Genomic DNA, 25,312 nt, shown 5'->3' with positions numbered 1-25,312 from the left:
CTTCGTGATGACACGCGGCCGTCGCGTCCTGCACACCAGCAGGCACCACACGGTGGAAGAACACAGTGAGAGGAGGGGTCACGATGGGCATCGTTGCGCGTTTCGAACGCAAGCTCCAAGGCGCTGTCGGCGACGTCTTCGCCCGCGTGTTCGGCGGAGGCGTCGTACCGGCGGAGGTGGAGGCAGCGCTCCAGCAGGAGGCCTCGGATCTGGTTCGGCCCCTGGACGGCGGGCACCTTCTGGCACCCAACAGCTACGTGATCACCATCAACAGCTCGGACCACGACGAACTCGCCGGTGATCGGGCACTCACGGTCAAGGCGTTCTCGCGTCACCTCGACGATTACATCCGCGATCAAGGCTGGCAGACCTACGGCGACGTGGTGGTTCGCTTCGAGCCGTCGCCCACCCTTCACACCGGGCAGTTCCGTGCCAGTGGCTCGGTCGATCCCGATGTGGGACGATCGGCGACTGCTGCACGGAACGAGTCCGCGCAGCAGGGCGCGTCGGCACCAGCAGCACCGAGTCCCGTCCCTTCAGCCACGCAGCGACCGTCTGCCCCACCGATGTCGATACCAGGAGCCGGCCACATGACGCAGAACCCAGGCTACGACCCGCAGCGCGACCCCGCGGACGGTCATCGTCCCGATCCGCGCGCGCGCAACGGTTACGCCGGTGGCCAGGATCCTCGCTACCCCGCACGTGAGCAGCCCGCACGTGAGCAGAACGGGTACGACGCCCAGGCCTACGCGCCCGCCGATCACGATCCGCGCTACGACCAGCAGCCGTACAACGGCGGCTACGACGAGCAGTCGTACCCCGAGCAGGGTCAGGCCTACAGCGCTGCCGGCCAGCAACAGGGCTACGACCCCCACGCCTACGGCGCGCCCGACGGTTCGGGGCAGGGTTACGACGCCCAGGGCTACAACGCGCAGGGGTACGACGCCCAGGGCTACAACGCGCAGGGGTACGACGCTCAGGGCTACAACGGCCAGAACTACGACTACAACGCCGCCGAGCAGGGCGCTGCATACTCCGAGGCCCCCTACCAGGAGCAGGCGTACAACGACCCGGCCGGACGGTACGCCGAGCCCCAGGCCGCCGGATATCAGCAGCCCGGCTACCAGCAGCCCGGTTACGACTACCCGCCTGCCCAGGCCGCCTACGGCCGCGGCTACCCGCAGGGTGCGGGCGATCGTGGCGACGGGTACGGCTACGACCAGCCCGCCTCGTACGCAGGTCAGAGTCAGGCGCTCGCCGCGACGCTGCAGCTCGAGGACGGCAGCGGCCGTTACTTCCAGCTCCGTGACGGCCAGAACATCATCGGCCGTGGCCAGGACGCACAGTTCCGACTCCCCGACACCGGCGTCTCGCGTCGACACATCGAGATCCGGTGGGACGGCCGCGTGGCCATGCTCTCCGATCTCGGTTCCACCAACGGCACCACCGTCAACGGCGCTCCGGTGCAGGATTGGCAATTGGCCGACGGGGACGTCATTCGGGCCGGTCACTCCGAGATTCTGGTCCGGATCGTCTGACGATCTTTCGTGGGCAGGGGTGGGGGTTCGACTCGCACTCTCGTGCACCCGTATGTCGTCCACACGAGCTGCTTCACCCTATGATGCTGCGAGGCAACCATGTTTGCCGCGCCGCGGCTTTTCGCGTGGGCGGGATGCAGGTCGATTGCGAAGAAGGAGGTGAATCGTCGTGCAGGGATTGATTCTGCAACTGACCAGGGCGGGCTTCCTGTTGTTGTTGTGGTTCTTCGTCTGGGCCGTCCTTCGCACCTTGCGCAGTGACATCTACGCGGCCGCAGGCATGCGAGTGCCTGCTCGCTACTCCGGCGGCTCGAAAGTCCTTCCGTCGTTCAACAAGCAGAAGGTGGCCAAGTACCTCGTGGTGACCCAGGGCGGTCTCGCCGGAACGCGCATTTCGCTCGGCACACAGCCCGTCCTCATCGGGCGCGCGGACGACTCCACTCTCGTTCTGACAGACGACTACTCGTCGACGCGGCATGCGCGCATCTCGCCCCGCGGCGGAGATTGGTACGTCGAAGACCTCGGTTCGACCAACGGCACCTACCTCGACCGCGCGAAGGTGACCACCGCCGTTCGCGTCCCCCTGGGAACCCCTGTCCGCGTCGGCAAAACCGTGATCGAGTTGCGCCCGTGACCCTCGTCCTTCGCTATGCCGCCCGCAGTGATCGCGGTCTGGTTCGATCCAACAACGAGGACTCCGTGTACGCCGGGGCTCGCCTACTGGCGCTGGCCGACGGCATGGGCGGTCATGCCGCCGGTGAAGTGGCCTCGCAGTTGATGATCGCCGCATTGGCTCACCTCGACGACGACGAGCCCGGTGAGGATTTGCTGGGCAAGCTCGAAGCAGCCACCCGCGAAGGCAACGCATCCATCGCAGATCAGGTCGAGGACGAACCCGAGCTCGACGGCATGGGGACCACGCTGACCGCAATCCTGTTCGCGGGCAAGCGAATCGGACTGGTACACATCGGCGACTCGCGCGCGTACATGCTGCGCGACGGCTCGCTCACCCAGATCACCCGAGACGACACCTTCGTTCAGTCTCTCGTCGACGAGGGCCGCATCACCGCCGAGCAGGCACACACCCACCCGCAACGCTCCTTGATCATGCGTGCCCTCACCGGCAACGAGATCGAGCCGACGCTCACCGTTCGGGAAGTGCGTGCAGGCGACCGATACCTGCTGTGCTCCGACGGCCTCTCGGACGTCGTCAGCGACGAAACCATCGAGAACACCCTGAACGAGGGCGAGACGGGCCCTGCGCCGACCGCCTCATCGAACTCGCGCTTCGCAGTGGCGGTCCGGACAACGTGACGGTCGTCGTCGCCGATGTCATCGACCTCGACTACGGACAGAGCCACCCCATCCTCGGCGGTGCCGCCAGCACCGAGGACGAGGAGGACGCCCCTCCGCCCAATACCGCAGCAGGGCGCGCCGCAGCGATGCGTCCGCCGCGCACGACGCCCAAGCGCGTGACCGCCCCGGTGGTGACACCCGAGAAGAAGTCGCACAAGCTGCGCTGGACACTGATCGCCCTGACCCTGGTCGTACTCGCGGGAATCGGTGTGCTCGTTGCCAATTCGATCATCAAGGGCAATTACTACGTCGGTGCCGACAACAGCAAGGTGACCGTCCTGCGCGGTCTGCCCGGTTCGGTTCTCGGGTACTCGCTGCAGAGCGTGGAACTGGTGGGTTGCCTCGACGACGACGGAGCCGTCACCTTGACCGCACCGGATGCCGCCCCGGCGGACTGCGTTCCGTTCGAGATCGACGATCTGCTGCCTGCCGCACGTGAACAGGTCACGGCCGGTTTGCCGTCGGGATCTCTCGACGATGCGCGTGGCCAGGTGGAGCGGCTGGCCTCCGGTGACCTGCTTCAGGTGTGCGAGACCGAGCCCGTCGTCACCACCACCGTGGAACCGACTCCGACTGCGATCATCCCGCCACCCGGGGTGCCGTTGCCCCCCACTGCGGAGACCCCTCCCGAGGCTGCACCGACCACCACTGCTCCACCGACAGTTCCGCAAATTCCCGGTCAGAACTGCAGGACCGGTACTCGATGAGTTCCACTGCGTCCACGGGAGGGTCCTTTCCGAGTCCGCCCGAAGGATTCGCGCCCGCACCGGTGCCATCCAACCGACGCGGCGTCGAGCTGCTGCTGCTCGGCGCAGCCGTTCTGATCACCACGATCTCCTTGATCCTGGTCGAAGCCAGCCAGGAACAGACGATCACCTGGGATCTGGCGAAGTACGCGATCGCATATCTCGCGCTGATGACGGTGGCGCACCTGGCGGTACGACGCTTCGCGCCCTACGCCGACCCGCTGTTGCTCCCGATCGTGGCGCTGCTCAACGGCCTCGGTCTGGTGCTCATCCACCGACTCGACCTGGCCGACGAACAGCAGGCGCAGTATCTCGGCAACCCCATTCCGTCGCCCGATGCCAACCAGCAGGTGCTGTGGACGACGCTGGCCATCGCCGGGTTCGTCGCGCTGCTGGTGCTGCTGCGCGATTACCGCACGCTGGCCCGCTACGGCTACACCGTCGGACTCGCCGGTCTGGTGCTGCTCGCCATTCCCGCGATGCTCCCGTCGGCGTTCTCGGAGGTCAACGGATCGAAGATCTGGATCCGACTGCCCGGCTTCAGCATTCAGCCCGGTGAGTTCGCGAAGATTCTGCTGCTCATCTTCTTCGCATCGTTGCTGGTGGCCAAGCGCGAACTGTTCACCGTCGCAGGCATGCACTTCCTCGGAATGGACTTCCCACGGGCCCGCGACCTGGGTCCGATCCTGGTCGTCTGGATCGTCTCCGTCGGCGTGCTGGTGTTCGAGAAGGACCTCGGCACCTCGCTGCTGATCTTCGGGACCGTCCTGGTGATGATCTACATCGCCACCGAACGGGTCGGTTGGTTGATCATCGGGTTCGGGCTGTTGCTCGTCGGGTTCCTGTTCGCATATCAGGTGTTCGGCCACGTCAAGATCCGCACCGACACCTGGCTGCGCCCGTTCGACGACTACAACGACACCGGCTACCAGATCGTCCAGTCGATGTTCAGCTTCGCCACGGGCGGGTTGGCGGGCACCGGGCTCGGCAGTGGTCGCCCGTCCCAGGTTCCGTTCGCCAAGACGGACTTCATCATCGCGACGGTCGGAGAAGAGCTCGGCCTCATCGGCCTGACCGCGGTCCTGATCCTGTACTTGCTGTTCATCATTCGCGGCATGCGTACCGCGCTGGCCGTGCGCGACAGCTTCGGCAAACTGCTCGCCGCGGGGTTGTCGTTCACCATTGCCATCCAGCTGTTCGTCGTCGTCGGCGGCGTCACCAAACTCATCCCACTCACCGGCCTCACCACGCCGTATCTGTCCTACGGAGGATCGTCGCTTCTCGCCAACTACCTGCTCCTCGCGCTGCTGATCAAGATCTCCGACGCGGCCCGTGAGCCGGCAAAGCCCAAGAAGAAGCCTGCCCCCGCAGCGCCCATCGCGGAGGCACCCACCGAGATGGTGAAGCGCGCATGAACACTCCCCTGCGCCGCGTGTCCATCGCCGTGATGGTCATGGTCGTGGCGTTGCTCGCCAACGCCACCTACCTCCAGGTCATCAAGGCCGACGATCTACGCACCGACCCGAGAAACTCACGAGTGCTGCTCGACGAGTACTCACGTCAGCGCGGTCAGATCTCGGCCGGTGGCCAGGTGCTCGCATCCTCGATCCCCACCGACGACCGCTACAAGTACCTGCGCACCTACCCCCAGAATTCGATCTCCCCGGCCAGCCCGCAGGCCAACGCGCCGATCACCGGCTACTACTCGATGCTGTACTCGAGCAGCGGCCTCGAACGCGCCGAGGACCCCGTACTGAACGGATCCGACGACCGGCTCTTCGGCGGACGACTGTTCGACCTCATCTCCGGTCGAGATCCCCGCGGCGGCAACGTCGTCACCACCATCGACCCCGTCGTTCAGCAGGTCGCATACGACCAGCTGACCGCCAAGGGATACACCGGCTCGGTGGTGGCCCTCGACCCCGCCACCGGCAACATTCTGGCCATGGCCAGCACCCCCAGCTACGACCCGAACCTGTTGGCCAGCCACGACGGCAGCACCACCACCGCGGCGTGGGAGAACCTGAGCAACGATCCCGAGAAGCCGATGGTCAACCGGGCGATCTCGCAGACCTACCCACCCGGATCGACGTTCAAGGTGATCACCACCGCAGCCGCACTCGAAGCGGGCGCGACACCGGACGATCAACTCACGGCCGCGTCGAACATCACGTTGCCGGGAACCTCGACGACGCTGGAGAATTACAACGGTTCGACGTGCGGCGGCGGCCAGACGGCAACGCTGCGTGAAGCTTTCGCGCGCTCGTGCAACACCGCCTTCGTCGAGCTCGGCATCGACACCGGGGTGGACAGGATGCGCGAGACCTCTGCGGCGTTCGGCATCGGTGAGGACTCGACCATTCCGCTCACCGTCGCCGACAGCACCATCGGACCCATCGACGACGACGCCGCGCTCGGCCAATCCAGCATCGGCCAGCGCGACGTGGCGCTGACCCCGTTGCAGGACGCCGTCATCGCCGCCACTGTGGCCAACGGCGGCGTGCGGATGGCCCCGAACCTGGTGCAGCAGCTGCAGTCTCCCGACCTGTCGGACCTGTCGAGCTACCAGCCCAAGGCCATGGGCGAAGCGATCAGCTCGGCCACCGCGGCGACGCTGACCGATCTGATGATCGGCTCCGAGAACAACACCAGCGGCGAGGGCAAGATCCCCGGCGTCCAGATCGCGTCGAAAACCGGTACCGCAGAACACGGTTCCGACCCACGCAACACCCCGCCGCACGCGTGGTACATCGGCTTCGCACCCGCCGACGACCCCAAGGTCGCCATCGCCGTCATCGTCGAGGACGGCGGCGACCGAGCACTCGCCGCGACGGGTGGATCCGTGGCCGCACCCATCGGGCGCGCCGTCATCGCAGCCGCATTGCAGGGGAGGTGACATAAGGTGCCATTGAGCAACGGGGCTGTCATCGCGCAGCGCTATCGACTTCTGCGCCTCATCGCCACCGGCGGCATGGGGCAGGTGTGGGAAGCAATGGACAACCGCCTCGATCGCCGTGTCGCGGTCAAGGTACTCAAGGCCGAGTTCTCCGAGGACCCGGAATTCCTGCAGCGCTTCAGGTTCGAGGCACGCACCACCGCGCAACTGAACTACCCAGGAATCGCCGGGGTCTACGACTACGGCGAGACCCGCGACGGCGCGGGCGAATCACTGGCCTACCTGGTGATGGAACTGGTCAACGGTGAACCGCTCAACGCCGTGTTGGGTCGGATGTCCCGGTTGCCGCTCGGCCACGCCCTCGACATGCTCGAGCAGACCGGCCGTTCCCTGCAGATCGCGCACACCGCAGGCGTCGTCCACCGCGACGTCAAGCCGGGCAACATCCTGATCACCCCCACCGGGCAGGTCAAGATCACCGACTTCGGCATCGCCAAAGCTGTCGACGCGTCCCCGGTGACCAAGACCGGAATGGTCATGGGCACAGCGCAGTACATCGCCCCCGAGCAGGCACTCGGCGAGGAGGCCACCTCGGCTTCCGACGTCTACTCGCTCGGAGTCGTCGGCTACGAGGTACTCGCGGGCACGCGGCCCTTCGTGGGCGACGGCGCGTTGACCGTGGCCATGAAGCACGTCCGCGAAATGCCGGCCCCCATGCCGCTCGACCTGCCCCCAGCGGTACGCGAACTCATCGAGATCACGATGGTCAAGGACCCGGCCGCGCGCTACGCCAACGGTGGCGAATTCGCCGACGCCGTCGCCGCAGTCCGTGCCGGCCGTCGCCCGCCCGCACCCGGAAACTCCCGCGGTACCGGCACCGGCAGGGTCATGATGCCGGGCGTCGTACCCAGCCCTGCGCCGTCGCCGTCGAGCACCCAGATGATGCCGACGTCGCAGCGCGAGTACCGCGGACCGGCCACCGGAACGGCTGCGGCCGCAGTGCCCGAGGCCACCGGAATGTCGTCGGCACAGAAGGCCCTCGCCTGGGGCGGTGCGGGCCTGCTGTTGTTGGCCATCCTCATCGGCGGGTACGTGCTGCTGACCGGAGGCAGGGACGACACGCCGACGCCGTTCGTGCCACCGACCACAACCACCACGCAGCCGACCACCACCACGACCACGACGACCGAACCCACGACGACCACCGAAGAAACCACCACCACCGAAGAAACCACCACGACCACGACGACCACCACGCAGGAACCGACGACCACCGAGGAAACCACGACGACCTCGGCGGAGCCCACGGAGACGACGACGAGACGGCCGCTGATCGAGATTCCATTCCAGCAAGATCCACAAGGACAACCATGACGACTCCCCGTACGCTGTCCTCTCGCTACGAGCTGGGCGAGATACTCGGTTTCGGCGGCATGTCCGAGGTTCATCTGGCACGTGACACTCGGCTGGACCGCGACGTCGCCATCAAGGTTCTGCGCGCCGATCTCGCCCGCGACCCCACGTTCTACCTGCGCTTCCGTCGTGAAGCCCAGAACGCGGCCGCACTGAACCACCCCGCCATCGTTGCCGTGTACGACACCGGTGAAGCCGAGACCGAAGCCGGTCCGCTCCCGTTCATCGTCATGGAGTACGTCGACGGCGACACCCTCCGCGACATCGTCCGCGCCGAAGGACCCATGGCGCCGCGTCGAGCCATGGAGGTCATCGCCGACGTCTGTGCTGCACTCGATTTCAGCCACCGCAACGGAATCGTGCACCGCGACGTCAAACCCGCGAACATCATGATCAACAACGCCGGCGCGGTGAAGGTGATGGACTTCGGCATCGCGCGCGCCATCGCAGATTCCTCGTCGCCGATGACCCAGACCGCGGCCGTCATCGGAACCGCTCAGTATCTTTCACCCGAACAGGCCCGCGGCGAACAGGTCGACGCTCGATCGGACGTCTACTCACTCGGCTGTGTGCTGTTCGAGATCCTCACCGGCGAGCCCCCGTTCAAGGGTGATTCACCGGTCGCCGTCGCCTACCAGCACGTGCGCGAGGATCCTCAGCTGCCGTCACTGGTCAACGACACGGTGCCGCGTGAGCTCGACTCGATCATCCTCAAGGCGATGGCCAAGAACCCCGCCAACCGCTACCAGAGCGCCGCCGAGATGCGCACCGACCTGGTCCGCGTCCTCGGAGGTCAACGACCGAGCGCCCCGATGGTCATGAACGACGAGGACCGCACCACGATCCTCGGATCGGTCGATTCCCGGCAGGCGGACTTCTCCGGCGCGGACAAACCGGCCGCAGGCGCCGCCGCCACGCCCCGTGCGTCGAGGCACGCCGAACCCGAGGACGAACCCAGGAACCGTCGAGGCCTCAAGATCGCGCTGATCTCCGCGGCGTCGATCATCGTCGTCGCGATCGTCGGAGCATTCCTGTGGTCGCTCGGTCCCGGCGCGGACCCCAAGACCGTCACTGTGCCGTCCGTCGCCGGGCTGTCCGCCGACGAGGCCCAGAGCCAGCTCGAGAACGTCGGCCTACGCGTCACCGTGCAGGAGAGGCCGGATGCGTCGGTTCCCGAGGGCTCCGCGATCGGCACCAACCCGGCCACGGGGTCGCAGACCGAATCGCCCGGAGACATTCAGCTCGACATCTCCTCGGGCCCCCAGCAGGTGCAGGTACCGCGACTGACCGGACGAACGCAACAGGAGGCGTCGGACGCCTTGAACGAGGTGGGCCTCGAACTCGATCCCACCGTCGCCCGTGCACCGTCGACGCCGGAGAACCTCGACCGGGTCGTCGAGCAGAACCCGTCCTCGGGTGTGAGCATGAACGCCGACTCGCAGGTTCGCATCACGCTCGGTTCGGGGCCGGCGCAGGTACGGATGCCCAACGTCGTCGGCCAGCTCGTCGACGTCGCGCAGCCGAACGTCGAGGGTGCCGGCCTCCGCGTTCAGATACAGAACATCGACTCCAGTCAGCCTGTGGGACAGGTCGTCTCGACGGACCCCGCCGGTGGTGCCAACGTCGCCGAGAACACCGTCGTGACGTTGCGGGTCTCGAACGGCGACAAGATCCCGATGCCGGACCTCTCCGGCCTCACCGAGACCCAGGCGTTGACGGCACTGGAATCGGCCGGCTGGACCGGAACGGTGTCGAACCTGTCGACGTCGAGCCAGTCGACACTCGACCCACTGATGGTCGGCCGAATCGTCAACCAGACTCAGCCGGCGGGCTCCGAGATCAGCAAGACCGACACCATCACCGTGAGCATCGGGGTGCTGGGTATCCCCAACGGCTAGCCACCTCGCGTCGAGCTCAGGCGAAGGCTTCGGAGACCTGAGCTTCGAGCTTGGCGACGAGGCCGGGATCGGTGGGCATCCCGCAGACGGTGAGCCAGTTCGCCAGCATGCGGTGTCCGCCCTCGGTGAGGATGGACTCCGGGTGGAACTGGACGCCGTGAATCGGTAGCTCGGTGTGCCGCATCGCCATCACCAGGCCGGATTCGGTGCGCCCGATGATTTCGAGTTCGGCCGGGATCGTGTCTTCCCGGACGGTCAGCGAGTGGTAGCGAGTGGCGGTGAACGGCTCGTTCATCCCCTCGAGAACTCCGACGCCCGAATGGTGCACCAGGCTGGTCTTGCCGTGCAGCAGTTCCGGGGCCTTCTCCACCGTGGCACCGAAGGCTGCGCCGATCGCCTGATGGCCCAGACAGACCCCGAGCAGGGGCGTCTTCGTGCGAGCGCTGGCCGAGACCAGATCCATTGTGGCACCTGCGCGCTGCGGCGTGCCCGGTCCCGGGCTGAGCAGAATGCCGTCGAACCGGTCCGCGACGGCATCGCGGTCGGCGAGGCGCTCGTCGTCGTTGCGCCAGACCTCGACATCGGCATTCAGCTGGCCCAGGTACTGGACGAGGTTGAAGACGAAGCTGTCGTAGTTGTCGACGACGAGAATACGCATGCGGACAGCGTACTCAGCGAGGCTGTGCATACCGCATGCGCACCGATTGCTCGTACGCGGGCACCGAGAGATCCTCGGACGCTGCGACGTCGTAGCGGAGGCCGTATCGCAGTGCGTACTGCTCGTACAACCGGACACCCGGCTCGTTCTTCAACGCCGCGCGCAGCCGATCCGAGTCCCCGATCGCCGTCATCACGTACGGCGGACTGTACGTCCGCCCGCCGAGAAGAAGGGTGTTCCCGATGCACCGGGGAGCCGACGAGGCCACCAGCCGTTGATCCTGCATCGCGATCGCCGACGCGCCGCCGGCCCACAACGCGTTGAGCACGCTCTGAACATCGACCTGATGAACCACCAAATCGTCGACCGATGCGTCGGACGCATACGAACCGTCCGGACCACGGGGGGCGTCGGCCATCGTGACGGTCACGCCCCCGCCGGAAGCGGGGTCACGTCCTGCCGCGTCGGCCAGGGAATCGATACGCACCAACGCGTCGGCAACCTCGGTGTCCCCTGTCGCAGTGCGTTGCTGAATGGACTCGACCTGTTTCTCGAGCGTGTCCCGGCTCCGCTGGGCATCATCACTGCTGCGTTGGGCCGCGTCGACCAGATCTGCGAGCCGGGTGGTATCCCCGCCGCGCAACTCGTTGCCGTCCGAGACATGCCTGGTGGTGCCGAGCAGCAGACCGACGACAGCGCACACCGCGACGGCGAGCACCCACCAGCGGGTGTCGGCGGGGGCAGTCGATCGTCGTGTCACGGGTGCTCACAATTTGTCCGGTGGGTCGGTGCTGGGCTCACCTGCGTTAGCGTGTACAGCAACCGGGTCGGTGACCGTCACGGTCCTCGAGGTCACAATAGCCTGGGGATAAGCGGCACCCGCCGATCCACAGGTTCCGATCGTCAGTTGTCCACAGGTACGGCCGCAGTTGCCGCGGACCGTCACGAACGCGAAGAGGAAGCAATGCCGAAGTCGAAGGTACGGAAGAAGAACGACTACACGATCAACCCGGCGAACCGTACGCCGGTCAAGGTCAACGCCGGGCCGTCACCGGTCTGGTACGTGGTGCTGATGCTGGGATTCATGGTGGTCGGGCTGCTGTGGCTGATCGTCTACTACCTCGCTTCCGAGGACATCGCCTTCATCGGAAACCTCGGTGCCTACAACTTCCTGATCGGCTTCGGGTTCATGGTCGTCGGACTCGTGATGACCATGCGGTGGCGCTGAGCGCCGACCGAGTTACATCGATGTCATTCATCCCCAATGTGGATAAACCCTGTGGATAAGTCTACGAACGATCCACAGGGTGTGTACGAACAGCACTGGGCGACGCCCCTCGTCGCCGTCGCGGCTCTGGTCGCAGGCGGAATCGCACTGGGAATCGGTGCCGCACTCTCCTCCACCGACGCGGCCGGAACCTTCCTCGTCGGGCTCGCAGCCGTCGGAATGTGGATCATCGCCGCACTCGCCGCCGTACAACGCCCCCGGCTGGCCATCACCCAGGACGGATCACTGGTGATGAAACGCCTCAGCGGCATACGCACCTACAGCCGCCGCGACATCGTCCGCGTCAAAATCGTGAAATACCCACGACTGGGACGACGAGTCCCGATGCTCGAACTCGACATCCGCCCACCCGGCGAAGACGACGACCGACTGATCATCTTCGGCAGATGGGACCTCGGAACCGACCCTCGAGACGTATACGACGCACTGGACATCCACGGTCTGGTGCCACGCAACTCCTGAGCGTCCGGCCCCCGGGGGTACTCAATGTGACCTTCGGTGGACTTTTGGGGGGTCAATGTCACATCGAGTGGACTTGCTAGAGGCCCATCTGGGCGCGCAGGTCGAGTACACGGATGGCGATGATGCCCAGCGACACCAGAGCGACGGCGATGACCGAGAGCCAGGCCATGGACACACCGGCCATGGTTCGCTGCTGTCCCGTGTCGCGGGTTCGGTGGGACAAGAACACCAGACCGGCGGTGGCGGCGGCTCCGGCGACGAGTCCGCCCATGTGTCCCCACAGCGAGATGCTGGGGATCGAGATGCTGATGAAGATGTTCACCGCGATGACGATGAGGATGGGTGCCGGGCTTCGCTTGAGCCGCAGCAGGATGACGGCCTGTGCACCGAGGAGACCGAAGACGGCACCGGACGCGCCGACGGTGAACGCCAGCGGGTTCTCCAGCAGCATCACCGACGCGCTTCCTCCGAGGAGTGAGAGGAAGTAGACGACCAGGTAGCGGGTTCGGCCGAGCACGAGTTCGACGTCGCGACCGATGATGTACAGCGCGAACATGTTCACGAGCAGGTGTATCGGCCCGTAGTGGACGAAGCCGCTGCCGATCAGCCGGAACACATCGCCGTCGGAGACGAGCAGGCTGTTGAGAGCCCAGCTGCGGGCGAGCGCGGACCCGGAGGTGTTGTTCATCGGATCGCCGGACTGCGCCACCGTGATGGCATAGACGATCACGTTGATGGCGATCAGGGCGTACGTCAGCGGGGTCTTGGCCGATCGTGCCATGGGTGCACCGGCGACGGTCTGCGCAGTGCGGACGTTCTTGTTGCCCTCGCGCACGCAATCGACGCAGTGCTGTCCGACGGCCGCGGCCTGAAGACACTGCGGGCATGCCGGCCGGCCGCAGCGCGAGCAGGCCAGGCCGGTGGGGCGATCGGGATGTCGGACGCACACCGACTGGGGTGGGTTGGGCTGGTCGCCGTACGCGCCACCCCAGCCGGGGTTCGTCATCTTGTCGAAAGTCCTTCGGTCAGATCAGGAGATGGTGACGTTGTTGATGACGACCTCGTCCACCGGGCGATCTCCGCGGCCGACCTGCGTGCTCGAGATCGCGTCGACGACCTTCTTCGACGCCTCGTCGGTGACCTCACCGAAGATCGAGTGCTTGCGGTTGAGGTGCGGGGTCTTGCCGGTGGTGATGAAGAACTGCGAGCCGTTGGTGCCGGGGCCTGCGTTCGCCATGGCCAGCAGGTACGGACGATCGAAGGAGAGCTCCGGGTGGAACTCGTCCTCGAACTTGTAGCCCGGTCCGCCTGCACCGGTGCCGGTGGGGTCGCCGCCCTGGATCATGAAGCCGTCGATGACGCGGTGGAAGACCGCGCCGTCGTAGAACGGTCCGGTCTTGGCACCCGACGCGTTCTGCGTCGTGTACTCCTTGGATCCGTCCGCGAGACCGACGAAGTTCGCGACGGTCTTGGGGGCGTGATTGCCGAACAGTTCGATGACGATATCGCCGCGGTTGGTGTGCAGCGTGGCCGTTTGGGTCTTGTTTGGTGAAGTCACGCCCTCCATCGTGCCATCTCGGGTGATCGGGCAGTTCACAACGGGCATCGAGTCGGGTGTATCGGGAGGGTTCAGCGGGGCCGTGTTGTGGAACAGTGAGGGTATGACGAGCACAACGAAGTCCGACCAGGGTCGGTCGACCACCGGTACCGCAGCGACCGCGCTGCTGGGGGCCGCATCCGCCGCAAGCAAGGGCCCGGCCGGAGTGGGCCTGCTGTTGGCCAAGAAGGGCTACGGGCTGGCCCGCAAGCAAGCTGCGGAGCGCCGGGCAGTGACCGCGGAACGTATCGCCGAAGCCAATCGCACCCGAGCGCTGGTCACGGTCGACTCGGGATCACGTCGGACCCGGCGAATTCTGGTGTTCGGTGCCGCTGCTGCCGTCGTCGGAGGTGTCGTGTTCTTCCTCGGCCGCCGTCGCAACGAGGTGCCCCCGCCCGCCGATGTTCCGCCGAGCCTGGCCGACTACGACGACACGCCGTCATAGGTACAGAACCTTCTGCAGCAGATCGAGCAGACCCGGCCTCGTTCTGATCACGACCTCCGCGCTGCGGTCGGCGACGACCAGTGCGGCGTTGTGTCCGCTGGTGGAACCCTCGGTGAGATAGTCGCTGTGCCCGATCGAGCCGCCGGCTCCGTCGGAACGCTCGGTCGAGAGCAGCGTGACTCCGTCCAGTGCGCCCGGATCGCGGCCGAACACACCCAGGTCGGCGACGATATCGCCCTCGGCCTCCGCCGCGAACACGTGTCCGACGGGAAGCCGAAGATCTGCGGCGCTGTGGGTGCCGAATCCCGGTGACCCGAGAGCCACGAACTCGTCGACCCCGGTGTCGCCTCGGAGCGCCGACGCCGCAGTGAGGGATCCGTACGAGTGAGCCAGCACCGACAGATGCGGATCGCTCGCACGCGCGGCGTCGAGGCCGTCCAGAAACGGAGCCAATCGATCCGCTCCCGCCTGCGCAGCCGCACCCGAGACCACGGTCCGATCCGGATCGAGCAAGCTCCACCCCAGCTGAGGGGCCTGGTAGTCCAGCCAGGTCACTGCAGCCGCAGACTCCGGTGGATCCTGTGAAACAAGTTGCTGCACAGCATTTTCGACGTTCTCCATATCGCCGTCGTAACGGAGAAGATGTCCGTGCACGGTCGAGCCGAGACCGGGCACGAACACGGCGACATGGGTCGCCGTGTCGACATCGCCGACCGCTATGGCCGCCATCGTCTCCTCGTACGAGGAATTGTCGAGGACCAGAAGCTGCCGAGCCCCCTGCGCCAGCGTCGCGTCGATCGCATCGAGTGATGCCAGCCGCGTGCGAGTCTGTTCGAGTCCGGCATCGGCGTCACTGAAGATCCCGCCGAACACGTTGTCGGCCAACTCTTTCTGCAGTTCGGCTTCGACGGCGCGGAGGCGGATACGCTCGGCGGCCAACACTCGACGGTTGGCGCTGTCTCGCACCCGTCCAGGCAGGCCGTCGAGATTGCCGATCAGCGCCGGCTGTTCGACGAGCAGCCTGGTGCGTGCCGCAGGAGAGAGCGCGCTCCAGAAGGCGGCATTGGCCGCCGGTGACCCGTCGCGCGGCACCGAAGCCGCAATTGCCGTCGCAACGGAGGCTGCAGAGGTTCCGCCGGCGAGGCGTCGGGCAAGGACGTCGTCGAAGTCCGTGGCCGTACGAATCAGCTGCGCGATTCGCTCGGCGAGCTCGTCGCGGAATCGCCGTCGCTCTCGCATCGTCGCCCACAGATCCACTAGCGCAACCGAATACGACGCTGCAGCGTCGTACACCGAACCGTCGGATCCGATGGAGAATCGCTCGTCGGCCGCCGTCCGCTCCACCGAGCGGAGCGCAGCGACCAGACTCTCCATGTCGATCGAGGCATCCGCGGTACATCTCGCGATCCGAAGCAACTCGGTTGCGGCATCTCCGAGATCGGACCGGATGCGTCTCAAAGTTTCCCGTGCCGCCTCGGCCGCGGGACCGTCCCACCCCTTGCCCACAACCTCGTCCGCTGCCGAATCGTGCACGGCAGCGACTTCACGCCACCGCCGCATCAGCGCTTCGGACGCGGCTGCCAGCACTCGGCTGTCCCATGACCTGAACTCGTCGAGAGTGACCATCGCATATCCCCCGCAGCATCGTCGTTGTCGACGAGTCAACGCGAGAAGTACACCGCGCCGGGAAATCTATCCCCAGCCTGTGGATGAAATCTGGGGATCAATGGTGCAGCGAGTGAGTGCTACTGCGCAATCCTGCGGATCGGGCCGCTGTAGCCGGCGTCGGGATCGGACGGCCGACTCGTCCTCGGCGGCCTGCTTCGCTTCGCCCGGTACAGATCGGCGTCGGCTGCCCGATAGATCTCACCCCAGCGGCGACCCGCGGGCATGCAGGCCAATCCGACGCTCCATTCCGCCCGATGAGCGCGGCGCAGTCGCTCGATGATCTGCAAGGCCTCCTTTTCGAGAACCCCCGGCATGAACAACACGAACTCGTCTCCGCCGAGCCGACCGAGAACGTCCCTTTTGGTCAGCTGCCCCTTCCAGGCCTTCGAGACCCGAGCGAGCAGGACGTCACCGGCAATGTGGCCGTACTCGTCGTTGATCTCCTTGAAATTGTCCAGGTCGAGCACGGCGAGGCTGACCGACAAACCGCGAGCAGCACACGCCGGCAGCATCTTCTCGATTTTGGACTCGAAACCGAATCTGTTGAGCAGACCGGTCAGCGCGTCGTGCGTCGCGGAATAACGCATTCGACGCGCGAAGACACCGAACACCTCCGTCGCACCGACGATGCCGAGCGCCACGAGGATGTAACTGATGAACGGCGTTCCGTACGGCGCGATCGCCGCTCCGATGACCGCCGAAACAGCAAGCACTGCAACCCATATGCCCGCGCTGCGTTCGGACCAGAACGCGCCGATGTGCATCCCGAGGAACATAGCCGCCTGGACGCAGATCAAGAACGCCGGCATGGTGTCGCTGCTCCCCAACGCACAGGCGAGTGCCATCACCGACAACGCGGTCGCGAATCCCACCGCCTGTTTGGGGCTCGGCACACCTGCCCTTGCCAGCACGACGATCGCCGCGGGACCCAGTAGCAGAGCCAACGCGGCCAGAACCTGCTGCGCACCGGTCAGATTCGACCACGACGCTATCGCGCTGGCAGCGTAGAGAACTGTGGTGACGGCCGCGAACACGGCGAGCATTCGGCCGGACTCGTCGAACCTCGGCCTGCTCACCAGTCGATTCCAACCGTGCAAGGCCATGATTCGGCCGAGTGGAGGCAGCATTCACCGAAAGGAACACCACCACTCACCCGATACCCCCCAGGCACCATCGGCCCTCCCCACGCACTACGGCCATCGCCTCACATGACCCAACGATGCCCGGACTCTAACACCTCCGAGACGTGATCACGACTCTGGCCAGCGAAGGCACAGCAGGTCAGGACGCCTTCTCGGCGCGCGCTGCCTCTCTGGCAAGCAGTCGATCGCGGGACTCCTCGAACTTGGTCGCCTTCTCCGCCAAGTCTTCGACGAACGCTGCCAGTCGATCGCGATCCCGCTCGCCCTCACCCGTGAAATCGTCGCGTTCGAAGATCTTCCACTTGCGCAGAACAGGCATCAACACCTCGTCCAGATGCTGCCGGAGATCGTAGATCCCGTGCTTGGCCAAGGTCATCGCGTTCTTGCGGAAATTGGGCATGTTCAGGCCCGGCATCTGGAAGTCGGTCGCGACATCGGTGATGGCCCGGACCATCTGATCGGGCACCAGATCCAGCGACGCCTCACCGAGGTTCCGATAGAAGATCATGTGCAGGTTCTCGTCCGCAGCAACACGAGCCAACATTCGATCCGCCACCGGATCTCCGCACGCCAATCCCGTGTTTCGGTGCGACACCCGCGTCGCCAACTCCTGAAACGTCACGTACGCCACCGAATGCAGAAAATTCGCACCATCCATCGGCGCATCGATACCCACCGTCATGTGATGCATTCGAGCCCGCTCCAACTCCACGGGGTCGACCGCACGGGTCACCACCAGATAATCGCGCATGACGATGCCGTGACGATTCTCTTCCGCAGTCCAGCGACCCACCCACGTGCCCCAGGCACCGTCCAACGAGAAATTGTCTGCCAACCCCCGGTGGTACGACGGCAAATTGTCCTCGGTGAGCAAATTGGTGATCATCGCCGTGCGAGCCAATTCCGACAACGACGACTGCTCGAGAGACCAGTCCTGCCCACCCATCGCCGCAAAGTTCCGACCCAGATCCCACGGAACGTAATCATGCGGATGCCATTCCTTCGCCATCGACAGATGACGATTCAAATTGGCTTCCAGCGTGCCGTCGAGTTCTGTCAACAGCTCTTCATGATCGAGAACACGCGTCATCTGCGGGGCTCCTTCGAAATTGGAGATGCCCGAATCGCCAACCGATTCGAGACAGTGGCGAACACCGCCCGCCGAGATCGAACGACGGCACACCCCCCTGCGGTGCGCCGTCGCGACCATTCACGTCGATCCGAGAACCGACGTGCCTTGCACACCGACCACGCTAAGGACCGAGCCTCCGATACAACACAGAACCGACGACTGTCTGGATATGTGGGCGCCGAAGCACAGACCGCCTTGGGTCCGATCACAACCGGTCCGTCGAATCCGCGTCGGGCCTCTCGGCACTCGAGGGCACTCAATGTCACGTCGAGTGGACTTTTGGGGGGTCAATGTCACATCGAGTGGACTTGGGGCCGGCCGGGGACACGAAAAAGGACGCCCACCGAAGTGGACGTCCTTTTTGTTGTGGAGCCTAGGAGATTCGAACTCCTGACATCTGCCTTGCAAAGGCAGCGCTCTACCAACTGAGCTAAGGCCCCGGGTGTTGCCGGTAATCGTAGACGAACCTTACACGTCCACTCCGATCGATTGTCACACGGTGGGGATGCTGTGCCAGACGCCGTCTGCGCTGCGCTGCGAGCGCACCTTCGATAGTGTCAGCACTGCGATCACCGCCGATGCGACCAGAAGAAGGATTTTCACGTCCTGCCTCTTTTCGTTCGTTCGGTGTGGGCCTAGGAGGACTTGAACCTCCGACCTCTTCCTTATCAGGGAAGCGCTCTAACCGCCTGAGCTATAGGCCCTCATCACTACTTCGGACCGAAGAAAACCTCTCCTCGAACCGAGGGATGAGATTACCGTATCGGGCCGCTGTCTTCCAAAACGGCCCGATACGGCCCTCGATGGTGCAGGTCAGTCGCGGTCTGCCAGTGTCACTTCGACGCCACCGACCAGGTCCGACGACAGGTTGTAGATGAAGGCACCAATGGTCGTCAGAGCGGTGAACAGTACGACATTGATCACACCGATCACGGCCGCGTAGCCGAATACCTGCCCGGCACTGACCAGTCCGCCGCCGCCGGATTCGTTGACGATCTCGGTGAACGCACTGTTGAGCCGTTCCCAGACGCCCATGCCGTCGAGCACGGCGTACAGCAGGCCGACCGACACCATCCACACGAAGAACAGTGACACGGCGATCACGAGGGCGATCTTGAGCGTCGACCACGGATCGATCTTGCGGATCTGGATGGTCGCCCGCAGCGGATCGCCGTCCGCACTGGGTACAGCCGTGATGGCCGCGGGGGCCGCACGCTCGGACAGGGACGGCTCCGGGTGCCTTACGGCAGACAGGTCCGGCATGTCCTTCGCCAGATCCTTGCGTTCGATGTGCCGTGTCGGTCCGTCGATGCCCGCAGCCTTGGACCTGGCGGCTTCTCGCCGTTCGGTCTTGTCCTCGGTCGATTCGCGCTGGGTCGGCTCGGCGGCCGTCCGAGCGGACCGATCGAACTCACCGTTCGGAGGCAGCGCAGCTCCGCGTCCGGACAGGTTGGTCTGCGGCTGATTCTGCGGCTGCTGCCGGTCGTCCGTTCCCTGCGGTGCGGGCCGCTGACCGGCACCACGCTGCCAAGGCGGCGTTCCTGAGCCACCTTGCGGACCGTCGTTCTGTTGGGCCGGCATCGCCTGCGTCGCTGCCGGACCGGCCTGATCCTGACCCCGTGCGGGCTCGGACGTACGAGACGCTTCACCGGCGGCCGTCGACTCGGCTGATACCTCCGGAGTGCGCACGGTCTCGTCGGGTGCTGCAGGCTGCGAGGCAGCTGGCTGCGGGGCTGCCTGCCGTGGAGGTTGACCGGCCGGTGCCTGCCGCTGCGGTGGCTGACCGTTCGGCGGCGGACCACCGCTGGGCCGGCCGGTCGCCTGCTGCCCTGGGCCGGGCTGACGGCCGGGCCCCTGGGGCGGCTGCGGCGGACCGGCGGGAGCCTGTCCCTGCCGAGGTGCAGGCGGACCCTGCTTGGGGGCCCCCGGAGGAGCCTGCGCCGGCGGTCCCTGCGGCGGCGGGCCCTGAGGTGCAGGCGGTCGCTGCGGGGGCGGGGGTCCCTGGGCGGGACGTGCCGGACCGTTCGGAGCACCCGGTGCCGGTCGCATCGGAGGCCGAGCACCGCCCTGCGGGGCCGGGCCACGGCCCGCGGCGGGCGCGGGACGAGTGGCCGGCTGCGGGCGATTGCCCGGGCGAGCTCCCTCGGGCGGCGCGGGACGCGCGGGCTGCTCCGCCCGCGCGGCGTCCCGGCTGTCCGGTCCACCGCTGGGGCCGGGCCTGCTACCAGGCCGGTTGGGAGTGCTCACTTACGACTCCTTCGCTGCATCGTCTTCGGTGCCCAGAGCATCCGGTTCGATCTCGTCGGCGTTACGCGCGATCGCGAGCAGTGTGTCGCCTTCACCGAGATTCATCAACCGCACGCCCTTGGTCTGTCGGCCGGCCTTCCGAACCTGCTTGGCAGCGGTCCGGATCACGCCACCACTGGACGTGATGGCGTACAGCTCGTCCTCGTCGTCGACGATGAGAGCTCCCACCAGCGTGCCACGCTTCGGGTCGTACTGAATCGTCAGCACTCCCTTTCCGCCGCGGCCCTGCTGTGGGTAGTCCTCCATCGCGGTGCGCTTGGAGTAGCCACCCGACGTAGCGACCAGCAAGAACTTGTTCTCGCTGACGACGTTGAGCGAGAGCAACGCGTCCTCACCGTTGAAGCGCATGCCCTGCACACCGGAGGTGGCGCGGCCCATCGGACGCAGCACCTCGTCGGTGGCCGAGAACCGGATGGACTGACCCTGCGCCGAGACCAGAAGCAGATCGTCGTCCGAGGACGCGAGAACGGCCCCGACCAACTCGTCCTCACCGCGCAGGTTGACGGCCACGATGCCACCGCTGCGGTTGGAGTCGAAGTCGGTCAGACGTGACTTCTTGACCAGACCGCCCTTGGTGGCGAGCACCAGGTACGGCGCGTCCTCGTAGGTCTTGATCTGGATGACCTGGGCGATGCGCTCGTCCGGCTGGAAGGCGAGCAGGTTCGCGACGTGCTGACCGCGGGCGGTTCGGTTCGCCTCGGGCAGCTCGTAGGCCTTGGCCCGGTAGACGCGGCCCTTGGTGGTGAAGAACAGGATCCAGTCGTGCGTCGAACAGACGAAGAACTTGCTGACGATGTCGTCCTGCTTGAGCCCCGCTCCCATCACGCCCTTGCCGCCGCGCTTCTGCGAACGGTAGAGGTCGGTTCTGGTGCGCTTGGCGTATCCGGTCTCGGTGATCGTGACGACCACGTTCTCCCGGGCGATCAGATCCTCGTCGTTGACGTCTCCGTCGGCGGCGATGATGCGCGTACGACGGTCGTCGCCGAACTTCTCGACGATCTCGGCGAGCTCGTCTCGCACGATCTGTCGCTGCCGCTCCGGCTTGGCCAGAATGTCCTGCAGGTCGGCAATGGTGCGCTCGAGTTCTGCCAACTCGTCGATGATCTTCTGACGCTCGAGGGCTGCGAGGCGTCGCAGCTGCATGTCGAGGATCGCCTGGGCCTGGATCTCGTCGATGTCGAGCAGGTCGATCAAGCCCTGCTTGGCGAGATCCACCGTCTGCGACGCACGGATGAGCGCGATGACCTCGTCCAACGCGTCGAGCGCCTTGACGAGTCCACGCAGAATGTGGGCCCGCTCCTCTGCTCTGCGCAGCCGGTACCGGGTACGTCGAACGATCACGTCGAGTTGGTGAGTGACGTAGAAGCGGATCATCTGGTCCAGGCGCAGCGTGCGCGGAACGCCGTCGACGATCGAGAGCATGTTCGCGCCGAAGCTCGTCTGCAGCTGCGAATGCTTGTAGAGGTTGTTGAGCACCACCTTCGCGACCGCGTCGCGCTTGATCGTGACGACGATGCGCATGCCGACGCGATCGGAGGACTCGTCGTCGATCTTGGAGATGCCCGAGAGCTTGCCGTCCCGAACCTGCTCGGCGATCGAGGTGATCAGGTTGTCCGGGTTGACCTGGTAGGGCAGCTCGGTGATGACGATCGTGGTGCGGCCGTTGGAATCTTCTTCGATCTCGACGACGCCGCGCATGCGGATCGAGCCGCGGCCGGTGGAGTACGCATCCTGGATGCCCTGACCACCGACGATGAGTCCGTGCGTCGGGAAGTCGGGGCCCTTGACGCGTTCCATGCAGGCCGCGAGCGTTGCTTCTTCGTCGGCCTCGAAGTTGTCGAGGGCCCAGAACACCGCGTCGCCCAGTTCACGCAGGTTGTGCGGCGGGATGTTGGTGGCCATACCGACGGCGATGCCGTTGGAGCCGTTCATCAGCAGGTTCGGCACCCGCGACGGAAGTACCGTCGGTTCTTGGGTTTTGCCGTCGTAGTTGGGGATGAAGTCGACGGTTTCCTCGTCGATGTCGCGCAACATCTCCATCGCGAGCGGGGTCAGCCGAGCCTCGGTGTAACGCATGGCTGCGGCGCCATCGTTGCCGCGGGAGCCGAAGTTGCCCTGGCCGTCCACCAATGGGTATCGCATCGACCACGGCTGGGCCAGTCGCACCAGTGCGTCGTAGATCGAGGTGTCGCCGTGGGGGTGGTAGTTACCCATCGTTTCGGCAACGGGGCGTGCGGATTTGACGTAGCTGCGGTCGGGGCGGAAGCCCGAGTCGTACATCGCGTACAGCACGCGGCGGTGCACCGGCTTGAGTCCGTCACGCACCTCGGGCAGTGCACGCCCGACGATGACGCTCATCGCGTAATCGATGTAGCTGCGCTGCATTTCCTGCTGGATGTCGACCGGATCGATCCGGTCGCCGCCCTCGGCGTTGGTGGTCGAACCCGGCGGGGGTCCTACCGGCGGTTCGGTGATGTCAGACATGCAAATCTCCTCGAGTAACGGTCACCTCCACGCACCGAGAGAACTCATCGGTGCGTGAAGGGAAGTGACTAAACGTCAAGAAAGCGAACATCTTTCGCGTTGCGGGCGATGAAGCTACGACGCGCGGAGACGTCCTCGCCCATCAGCACGCTGAACAGCTCGTCGGCGGCCGCCGCGTCGTCCAGCGTCACCAGACGCAGGACGCGGACCGACGGATCCATGGTGGTCTCCCACAGTTCCTTGGCGTTCATCTCGCCGAGGCCCTTGTAGCGCTGGACGCCGTCCTCGACGTTGATCTTGCGCTTGTTGGCGATGCCGGCCTCGAGCAGACCGTCGCGCTCGCGGTCGGAGTACGCGAAGTCCGGTTCGCCGCGGCTCCACTTCAGCTTGTACAGCGGCGGCATGGCGAGGTAGACGTGGCCGTGCTCGATCAGCGGTCGCATGAAGCGGAACAGCAGCGTCATCAGCAGGGTGGAGATGTGCTGGCCGTCGACGTCGGCGTCGGCCATCAGCACGATCTTGTGATAGCGGAGCTTGGTGATGTCGAACTCGTCGTGGATGCCGGTGCCGAAGGCGGTGATGATCGACTGGACCTCGTTGTTCTTGAGGACGCGGTCGATGCGAGCCTTCTCGACGTTGATGATCTTTCCGCGAAGCGGCAGGATCGCCTGGAACATCGAATCTCGTCCGGATTTGGCCGAGCCGCCTGCGGAGTCGCCCTCCACGATGTAGATCTCGGACTTGCTCGGATCGTTCGAGCGGCAGTCGGCGAGCTTGCCGGGAAGGCCACCGATATCGGTTGCGCTCTTGCGGCGCACCAACTCTCGCGCCTTACGTGCAGCCATTCGGGCCTGAGCGGAGGAGACCGCCTTGTTGATGATGGTCTTGGCGTCGGCCGGGTTCGATTCGAACCAGTGCGCCAGGTGCTCGTTGCATGCCTTCTGCACGAACGACCGAATCTCGGTGTTGCCGAGCTTGGTCTTGGTCTGCCCCTCGAACTGCGGCTCCCCGACCCGCACCGAGATGACTGCGGCCAAGCCCTCGCGGATGTCGTCGCCGGTGAGCTTGACGTCCTTTTCCTTGACCAACTTCTTCTCGATCGCGTACTTGTTCACCGTCGAGGTCAACGCGGTGCGGAAGCCCTCTTCGTGGGTACCGCCCTCGTGCGTGTTGATCGTGTTGGCGAAGGTGTGCACCGATTCGGAGTAACCGGCGTTCCACTGCATGGCGATCTCGACCTCGTGGCCCTCACCCTTGCCGGTGAAACCGACGACCGAATTGTGGATAGCGGTCTTGGTCCTGTTGATGTGCTTGACGAAGTCGACCAAGCCGTCGGGGTAGTGATAGGTCCGCTTGCGCACCTTGGCCGGCTTCGCGTTGGCCGCGTCGGCCTGCTCTTCCTCGGCGGTCTTGGGTGCCTCGGCGGTCTCACCGAGTTCTTCCTCGGTCGCGTCGGTGGCTGCCACTCGCTCGTCGGTGAAGTTGATGGTCAGTCCCTTGTTCAGGAACGCCATCTCCTGCAGGCGGCGGTGCACGGTCTCGAAGCTGTAGTCGAGGGTCTCGAAGATCTTGCCGTCGGCCCAGAAGCGCACGGTGGTACCGGTCTCACCGGTATCCCCGACGGTCTCGAGGGGGCTGGGCTTGGCGTAGTCGTAGGTCTGCTTGTAGCGATGACCGTCGCGCGCGATCTGCAGTTCGACCTTGGTCGAGAGCGCGTTCACCACCGAGATGCCGACGCCGTGCAGGCCACCGGACACCGCATAGGAGTCGGAGTCGAACTTGCCGCCTGCGTGCAGCTGCGTCATGACGACCTCGACGGTGGGAACACCGGAGGAGTGCATGGCGACGGGAATTCCTCGACCGTCGTCCTTGACCTCGACGCTGCCGTCCTCGTGGATGGTGACGTCGACGGTGGAGGCATAGCCGGCCATGGCCTCGTCGACGGAGTTGTCGACGACCTCCCAGATCAGGTGGTGCAGGCCTCGTTCACCGGTGGAACCGATGTACATACCGGGCCTCTTACGGACCGCTTCCAGGCCCTCGAGGACCGTGATGGAGGAAGCGCCGTAATCCTTGCTGTTCTCGTTGTTACCTGACTTCTGGGCAGCCACGGTTAGCTGGTTCTCCTTCTACGCGTCCACTACCCCGCTCACACCTGTCGCAGGTGCTACCGCAGGGCCGGCACGGTCGTTTCCGCCGTGCTCGATTCCATGCGTTTGTTCCGGGCTTGATGTCGTACCGGTCCATAGTACTGGGTGGCTGCGACAGCATGGGGACGATGA

General features: G+C 65.4%; 19 protein-coding genes, 2 tRNA genes and 1 pseudogene. 10 read left to right on the top strand and 12 right to left on the bottom strand.

Annotation, left to right across the window (positions count from 1 at the left end; all coding sequences use genetic code 11):
• Positions 1 to 83 precede the first annotated feature (83 nt).
• From AYK61_RS16925 to pknB, 7 genes and pseudogenes are all read left to right on the top strand, one after another.
• Entirely contained in the window at positions 84 to 1,538 is a 1,455-nt protein-coding gene (locus AYK61_RS16925) for a DUF3662 and FHA domain-containing protein (RefSeq protein ID WP_121871652.1), read from the top strand.
• Between the two features lie 169 nt (positions 1,539 to 1,707).
• Positions 1,708 to 2,172, top strand: a complete 465-nt coding sequence (locus AYK61_RS16920; protein ID WP_037195344.1) for an FHA domain-containing protein — start codon at positions 1,708 to 1,710, stop codon at positions 2,170 to 2,172.
• Positions 2,169 to 3,601: pseudogene (locus AYK61_RS16915) on the top strand (PP2C family protein-serine/threonine phosphatase). The gene AYK61_RS16920 and the pseudogene AYK61_RS16915 overlap by 4 nt, the downstream one beginning before the upstream one ends.
• The gene (locus AYK61_RS16910) at positions 3,598 to 5,055 is read left to right on the top strand and encodes an FtsW/RodA/SpoVE family cell cycle protein (protein ID WP_121871651.1); all 1,458 of its coding nucleotides are present in this window, start codon (positions 3,598 to 3,600) and stop codon (positions 5,053 to 5,055) included. The pseudogene AYK61_RS16915 and the gene AYK61_RS16910 overlap by 4 nt, the downstream one beginning before the upstream one ends.
• Positions 5,052 to 6,536 (top strand): penicillin-binding protein 2, encoded by a 1,485-nt coding sequence (locus AYK61_RS16905; protein WP_121871650.1) that lies wholly within the window; start codon positions 5,052 to 5,054, stop codon positions 6,534 to 6,536. The genes AYK61_RS16910 and AYK61_RS16905 overlap by 4 nt, the downstream gene beginning before the upstream one ends.
• A 6-nt stretch (positions 6,537 to 6,542) precedes the next feature.
• On the top strand, positions 6,543 to 7,910 hold the full coding sequence (locus tag AYK61_RS16900) for a serine/threonine-protein kinase (protein WP_121871649.1): 1,368 nt from the start codon (positions 6,543 to 6,545) through the stop codon (positions 7,908 to 7,910).
• Positions 7,907 to 9,847, top strand: coding sequence for a Stk1 family PASTA domain-containing Ser/Thr kinase (pknB, locus tag AYK61_RS16895; protein WP_121871648.1), 1,941 nt, complete (start codon positions 7,907 to 7,909; stop codon positions 9,845 to 9,847). Before AYK61_RS16900 ends, pknB begins: the two co-directional genes overlap by 4 nt.
• 16 nt (positions 9,848 to 9,863) lie before the next feature.
• Here the strand turns inward: pknB and AYK61_RS16890 are convergent, their stop codons facing one another.
• Both AYK61_RS16890 and AYK61_RS16885 read right to left on the bottom strand, forming a co-directional pair.
• Complete coding sequence (locus tag AYK61_RS16890) at positions 9,864 to 10,505, bottom strand: aminodeoxychorismate/anthranilate synthase component II (protein ID WP_121872828.1); 642 nt, start codon at positions 10,503 to 10,505, stop codon at positions 9,864 to 9,866.
• A 13-nt stretch (positions 10,506 to 10,518) separates the two neighbouring features.
• The gene (locus AYK61_RS16885) at positions 10,519 to 11,265 is read right to left on the bottom strand and encodes a DUF881 domain-containing protein (protein WP_121871647.1); all 747 of its coding nucleotides are present in this window, start codon (positions 11,263 to 11,265) and stop codon (positions 10,519 to 10,521) included.
• 204 nt (positions 11,266 to 11,469) lie between these two features.
• Here AYK61_RS16885 and crgA point away from each other — a divergent pair, with 204 nt between their 5' ends.
• The gene (crgA, locus tag AYK61_RS16880; RefSeq protein WP_121871646.1) at positions 11,470 to 11,733 is read left to right on the top strand and encodes a cell division protein CrgA; all 264 of its coding nucleotides are present in this window, start codon (positions 11,470 to 11,472) and stop codon (positions 11,731 to 11,733) included.
• A 36-nt stretch (positions 11,734 to 11,769) separates the two neighbouring features.
• Positions 11,770 to 12,255, top strand: coding sequence for a PH domain-containing protein (locus AYK61_RS16875; RefSeq protein WP_121871645.1), 486 nt, complete (start codon positions 11,770 to 11,772; stop codon positions 12,253 to 12,255).
• Positions 12,256 to 12,331: 76 nt separating this feature from the next.
• Here AYK61_RS16875 and AYK61_RS16870 read toward each other — a convergent pair whose 3' ends face one another.
• Both AYK61_RS16870 and AYK61_RS16865 read right to left on the bottom strand, forming a co-directional pair.
• Positions 12,332 to 13,261: a rhomboid family intramembrane serine protease gene (locus AYK61_RS16870; protein WP_121871644.1), complete on the bottom strand. Its 930-nt coding sequence runs from the start codon at positions 13,259 to 13,261 to the stop codon at positions 12,332 to 12,334.
• 24 nt (positions 13,262 to 13,285) lie between these two features.
• Complete coding sequence (locus AYK61_RS16865; RefSeq protein ID WP_121871643.1) at positions 13,286 to 13,822, bottom strand: peptidylprolyl isomerase; 537 nt, start codon at positions 13,820 to 13,822, stop codon at positions 13,286 to 13,288.
• A gap of 94 nt (positions 13,823 to 13,916) precedes the next feature.
• Between AYK61_RS16865 and AYK61_RS16860 the strand changes: the two genes are divergently transcribed.
• Positions 13,917 to 14,297, top strand: coding sequence for a hypothetical protein (locus AYK61_RS16860; protein WP_128646577.1), 381 nt, complete (start codon positions 13,917 to 13,919; stop codon positions 14,295 to 14,297).
• On the opposite strand, the gene AYK61_RS16855 is transcribed toward AYK61_RS16860, so the two are convergent.
• The 8 genes from AYK61_RS16855 to gyrB all read right to left on the bottom strand — a co-directional run bounded on the left by AYK61_RS16855 (position 14,292) and on the right by gyrB (position 25,141).
• Complete coding sequence (locus tag AYK61_RS16855; protein ID WP_121871641.1) at positions 14,292 to 15,923, bottom strand: alpha/beta hydrolase; 1,632 nt, start codon at positions 15,921 to 15,923, stop codon at positions 14,292 to 14,294. The two genes, AYK61_RS16860 and AYK61_RS16855, sit on opposite strands and share 6 nt — an antisense overlap.
• 119 nt (positions 15,924 to 16,042) lie before the next feature.
• Positions 16,043 to 17,041, bottom strand: a complete 999-nt coding sequence (locus AYK61_RS16850; protein WP_237669618.1) for a diguanylate cyclase — start codon at positions 17,039 to 17,041, stop codon at positions 16,043 to 16,045.
• A 205-nt stretch (positions 17,042 to 17,246) separates the two neighbouring features.
• A complete protein-coding gene (locus AYK61_RS16845) occupies positions 17,247 to 18,197 on the bottom strand; it encodes an acyl-ACP desaturase (protein ID WP_121872826.1) in 951 nt (316 codons plus the stop codon).
• Between the two features lie 409 nt (positions 18,198 to 18,606).
• Positions 18,607 to 18,679 (bottom strand) — tRNA-Ala (locus AYK61_RS16840).
• A 190-nt stretch (positions 18,680 to 18,869) separates the two neighbouring features.
• A tRNA-Ile gene (locus AYK61_RS16835) sits at positions 18,870 to 18,943 on the bottom strand.
• Between the two features lie 109 nt (positions 18,944 to 19,052).
• Positions 19,053 to 20,486 (bottom strand): DUF3566 domain-containing protein, encoded by a 1,434-nt coding sequence (locus AYK61_RS27370; RefSeq protein WP_259468099.1) that lies wholly within the window; start codon positions 20,484 to 20,486, stop codon positions 19,053 to 19,055.
• Positions 20,487 to 23,030: a DNA gyrase subunit A gene (gyrA, locus tag AYK61_RS16825; protein ID WP_121871640.1), complete on the bottom strand. Its 2,544-nt coding sequence runs from the start codon at positions 23,028 to 23,030 to the stop codon at positions 20,487 to 20,489.
• Between the two features lie 68 nt (positions 23,031 to 23,098).
• Complete coding sequence (gene gyrB, locus AYK61_RS16820) at positions 23,099 to 25,141, bottom strand: DNA topoisomerase (ATP-hydrolyzing) subunit B (RefSeq protein WP_121871639.1); 2,043 nt, start codon at positions 25,139 to 25,141, stop codon at positions 23,099 to 23,101.
• Positions 25,142 to 25,312: the final 171 nt, after the last annotated feature.

It is taken from the genome of Rhodococcus sp. SBT000017, from assembly GCF_003688915.1.
GTDB lineage: Bacteria > Actinomycetota > Actinomycetes > Mycobacteriales > Mycobacteriaceae > Rhodococcoides.
This window is presented reverse-complemented; position numbering and strand designations above follow the sequence as displayed.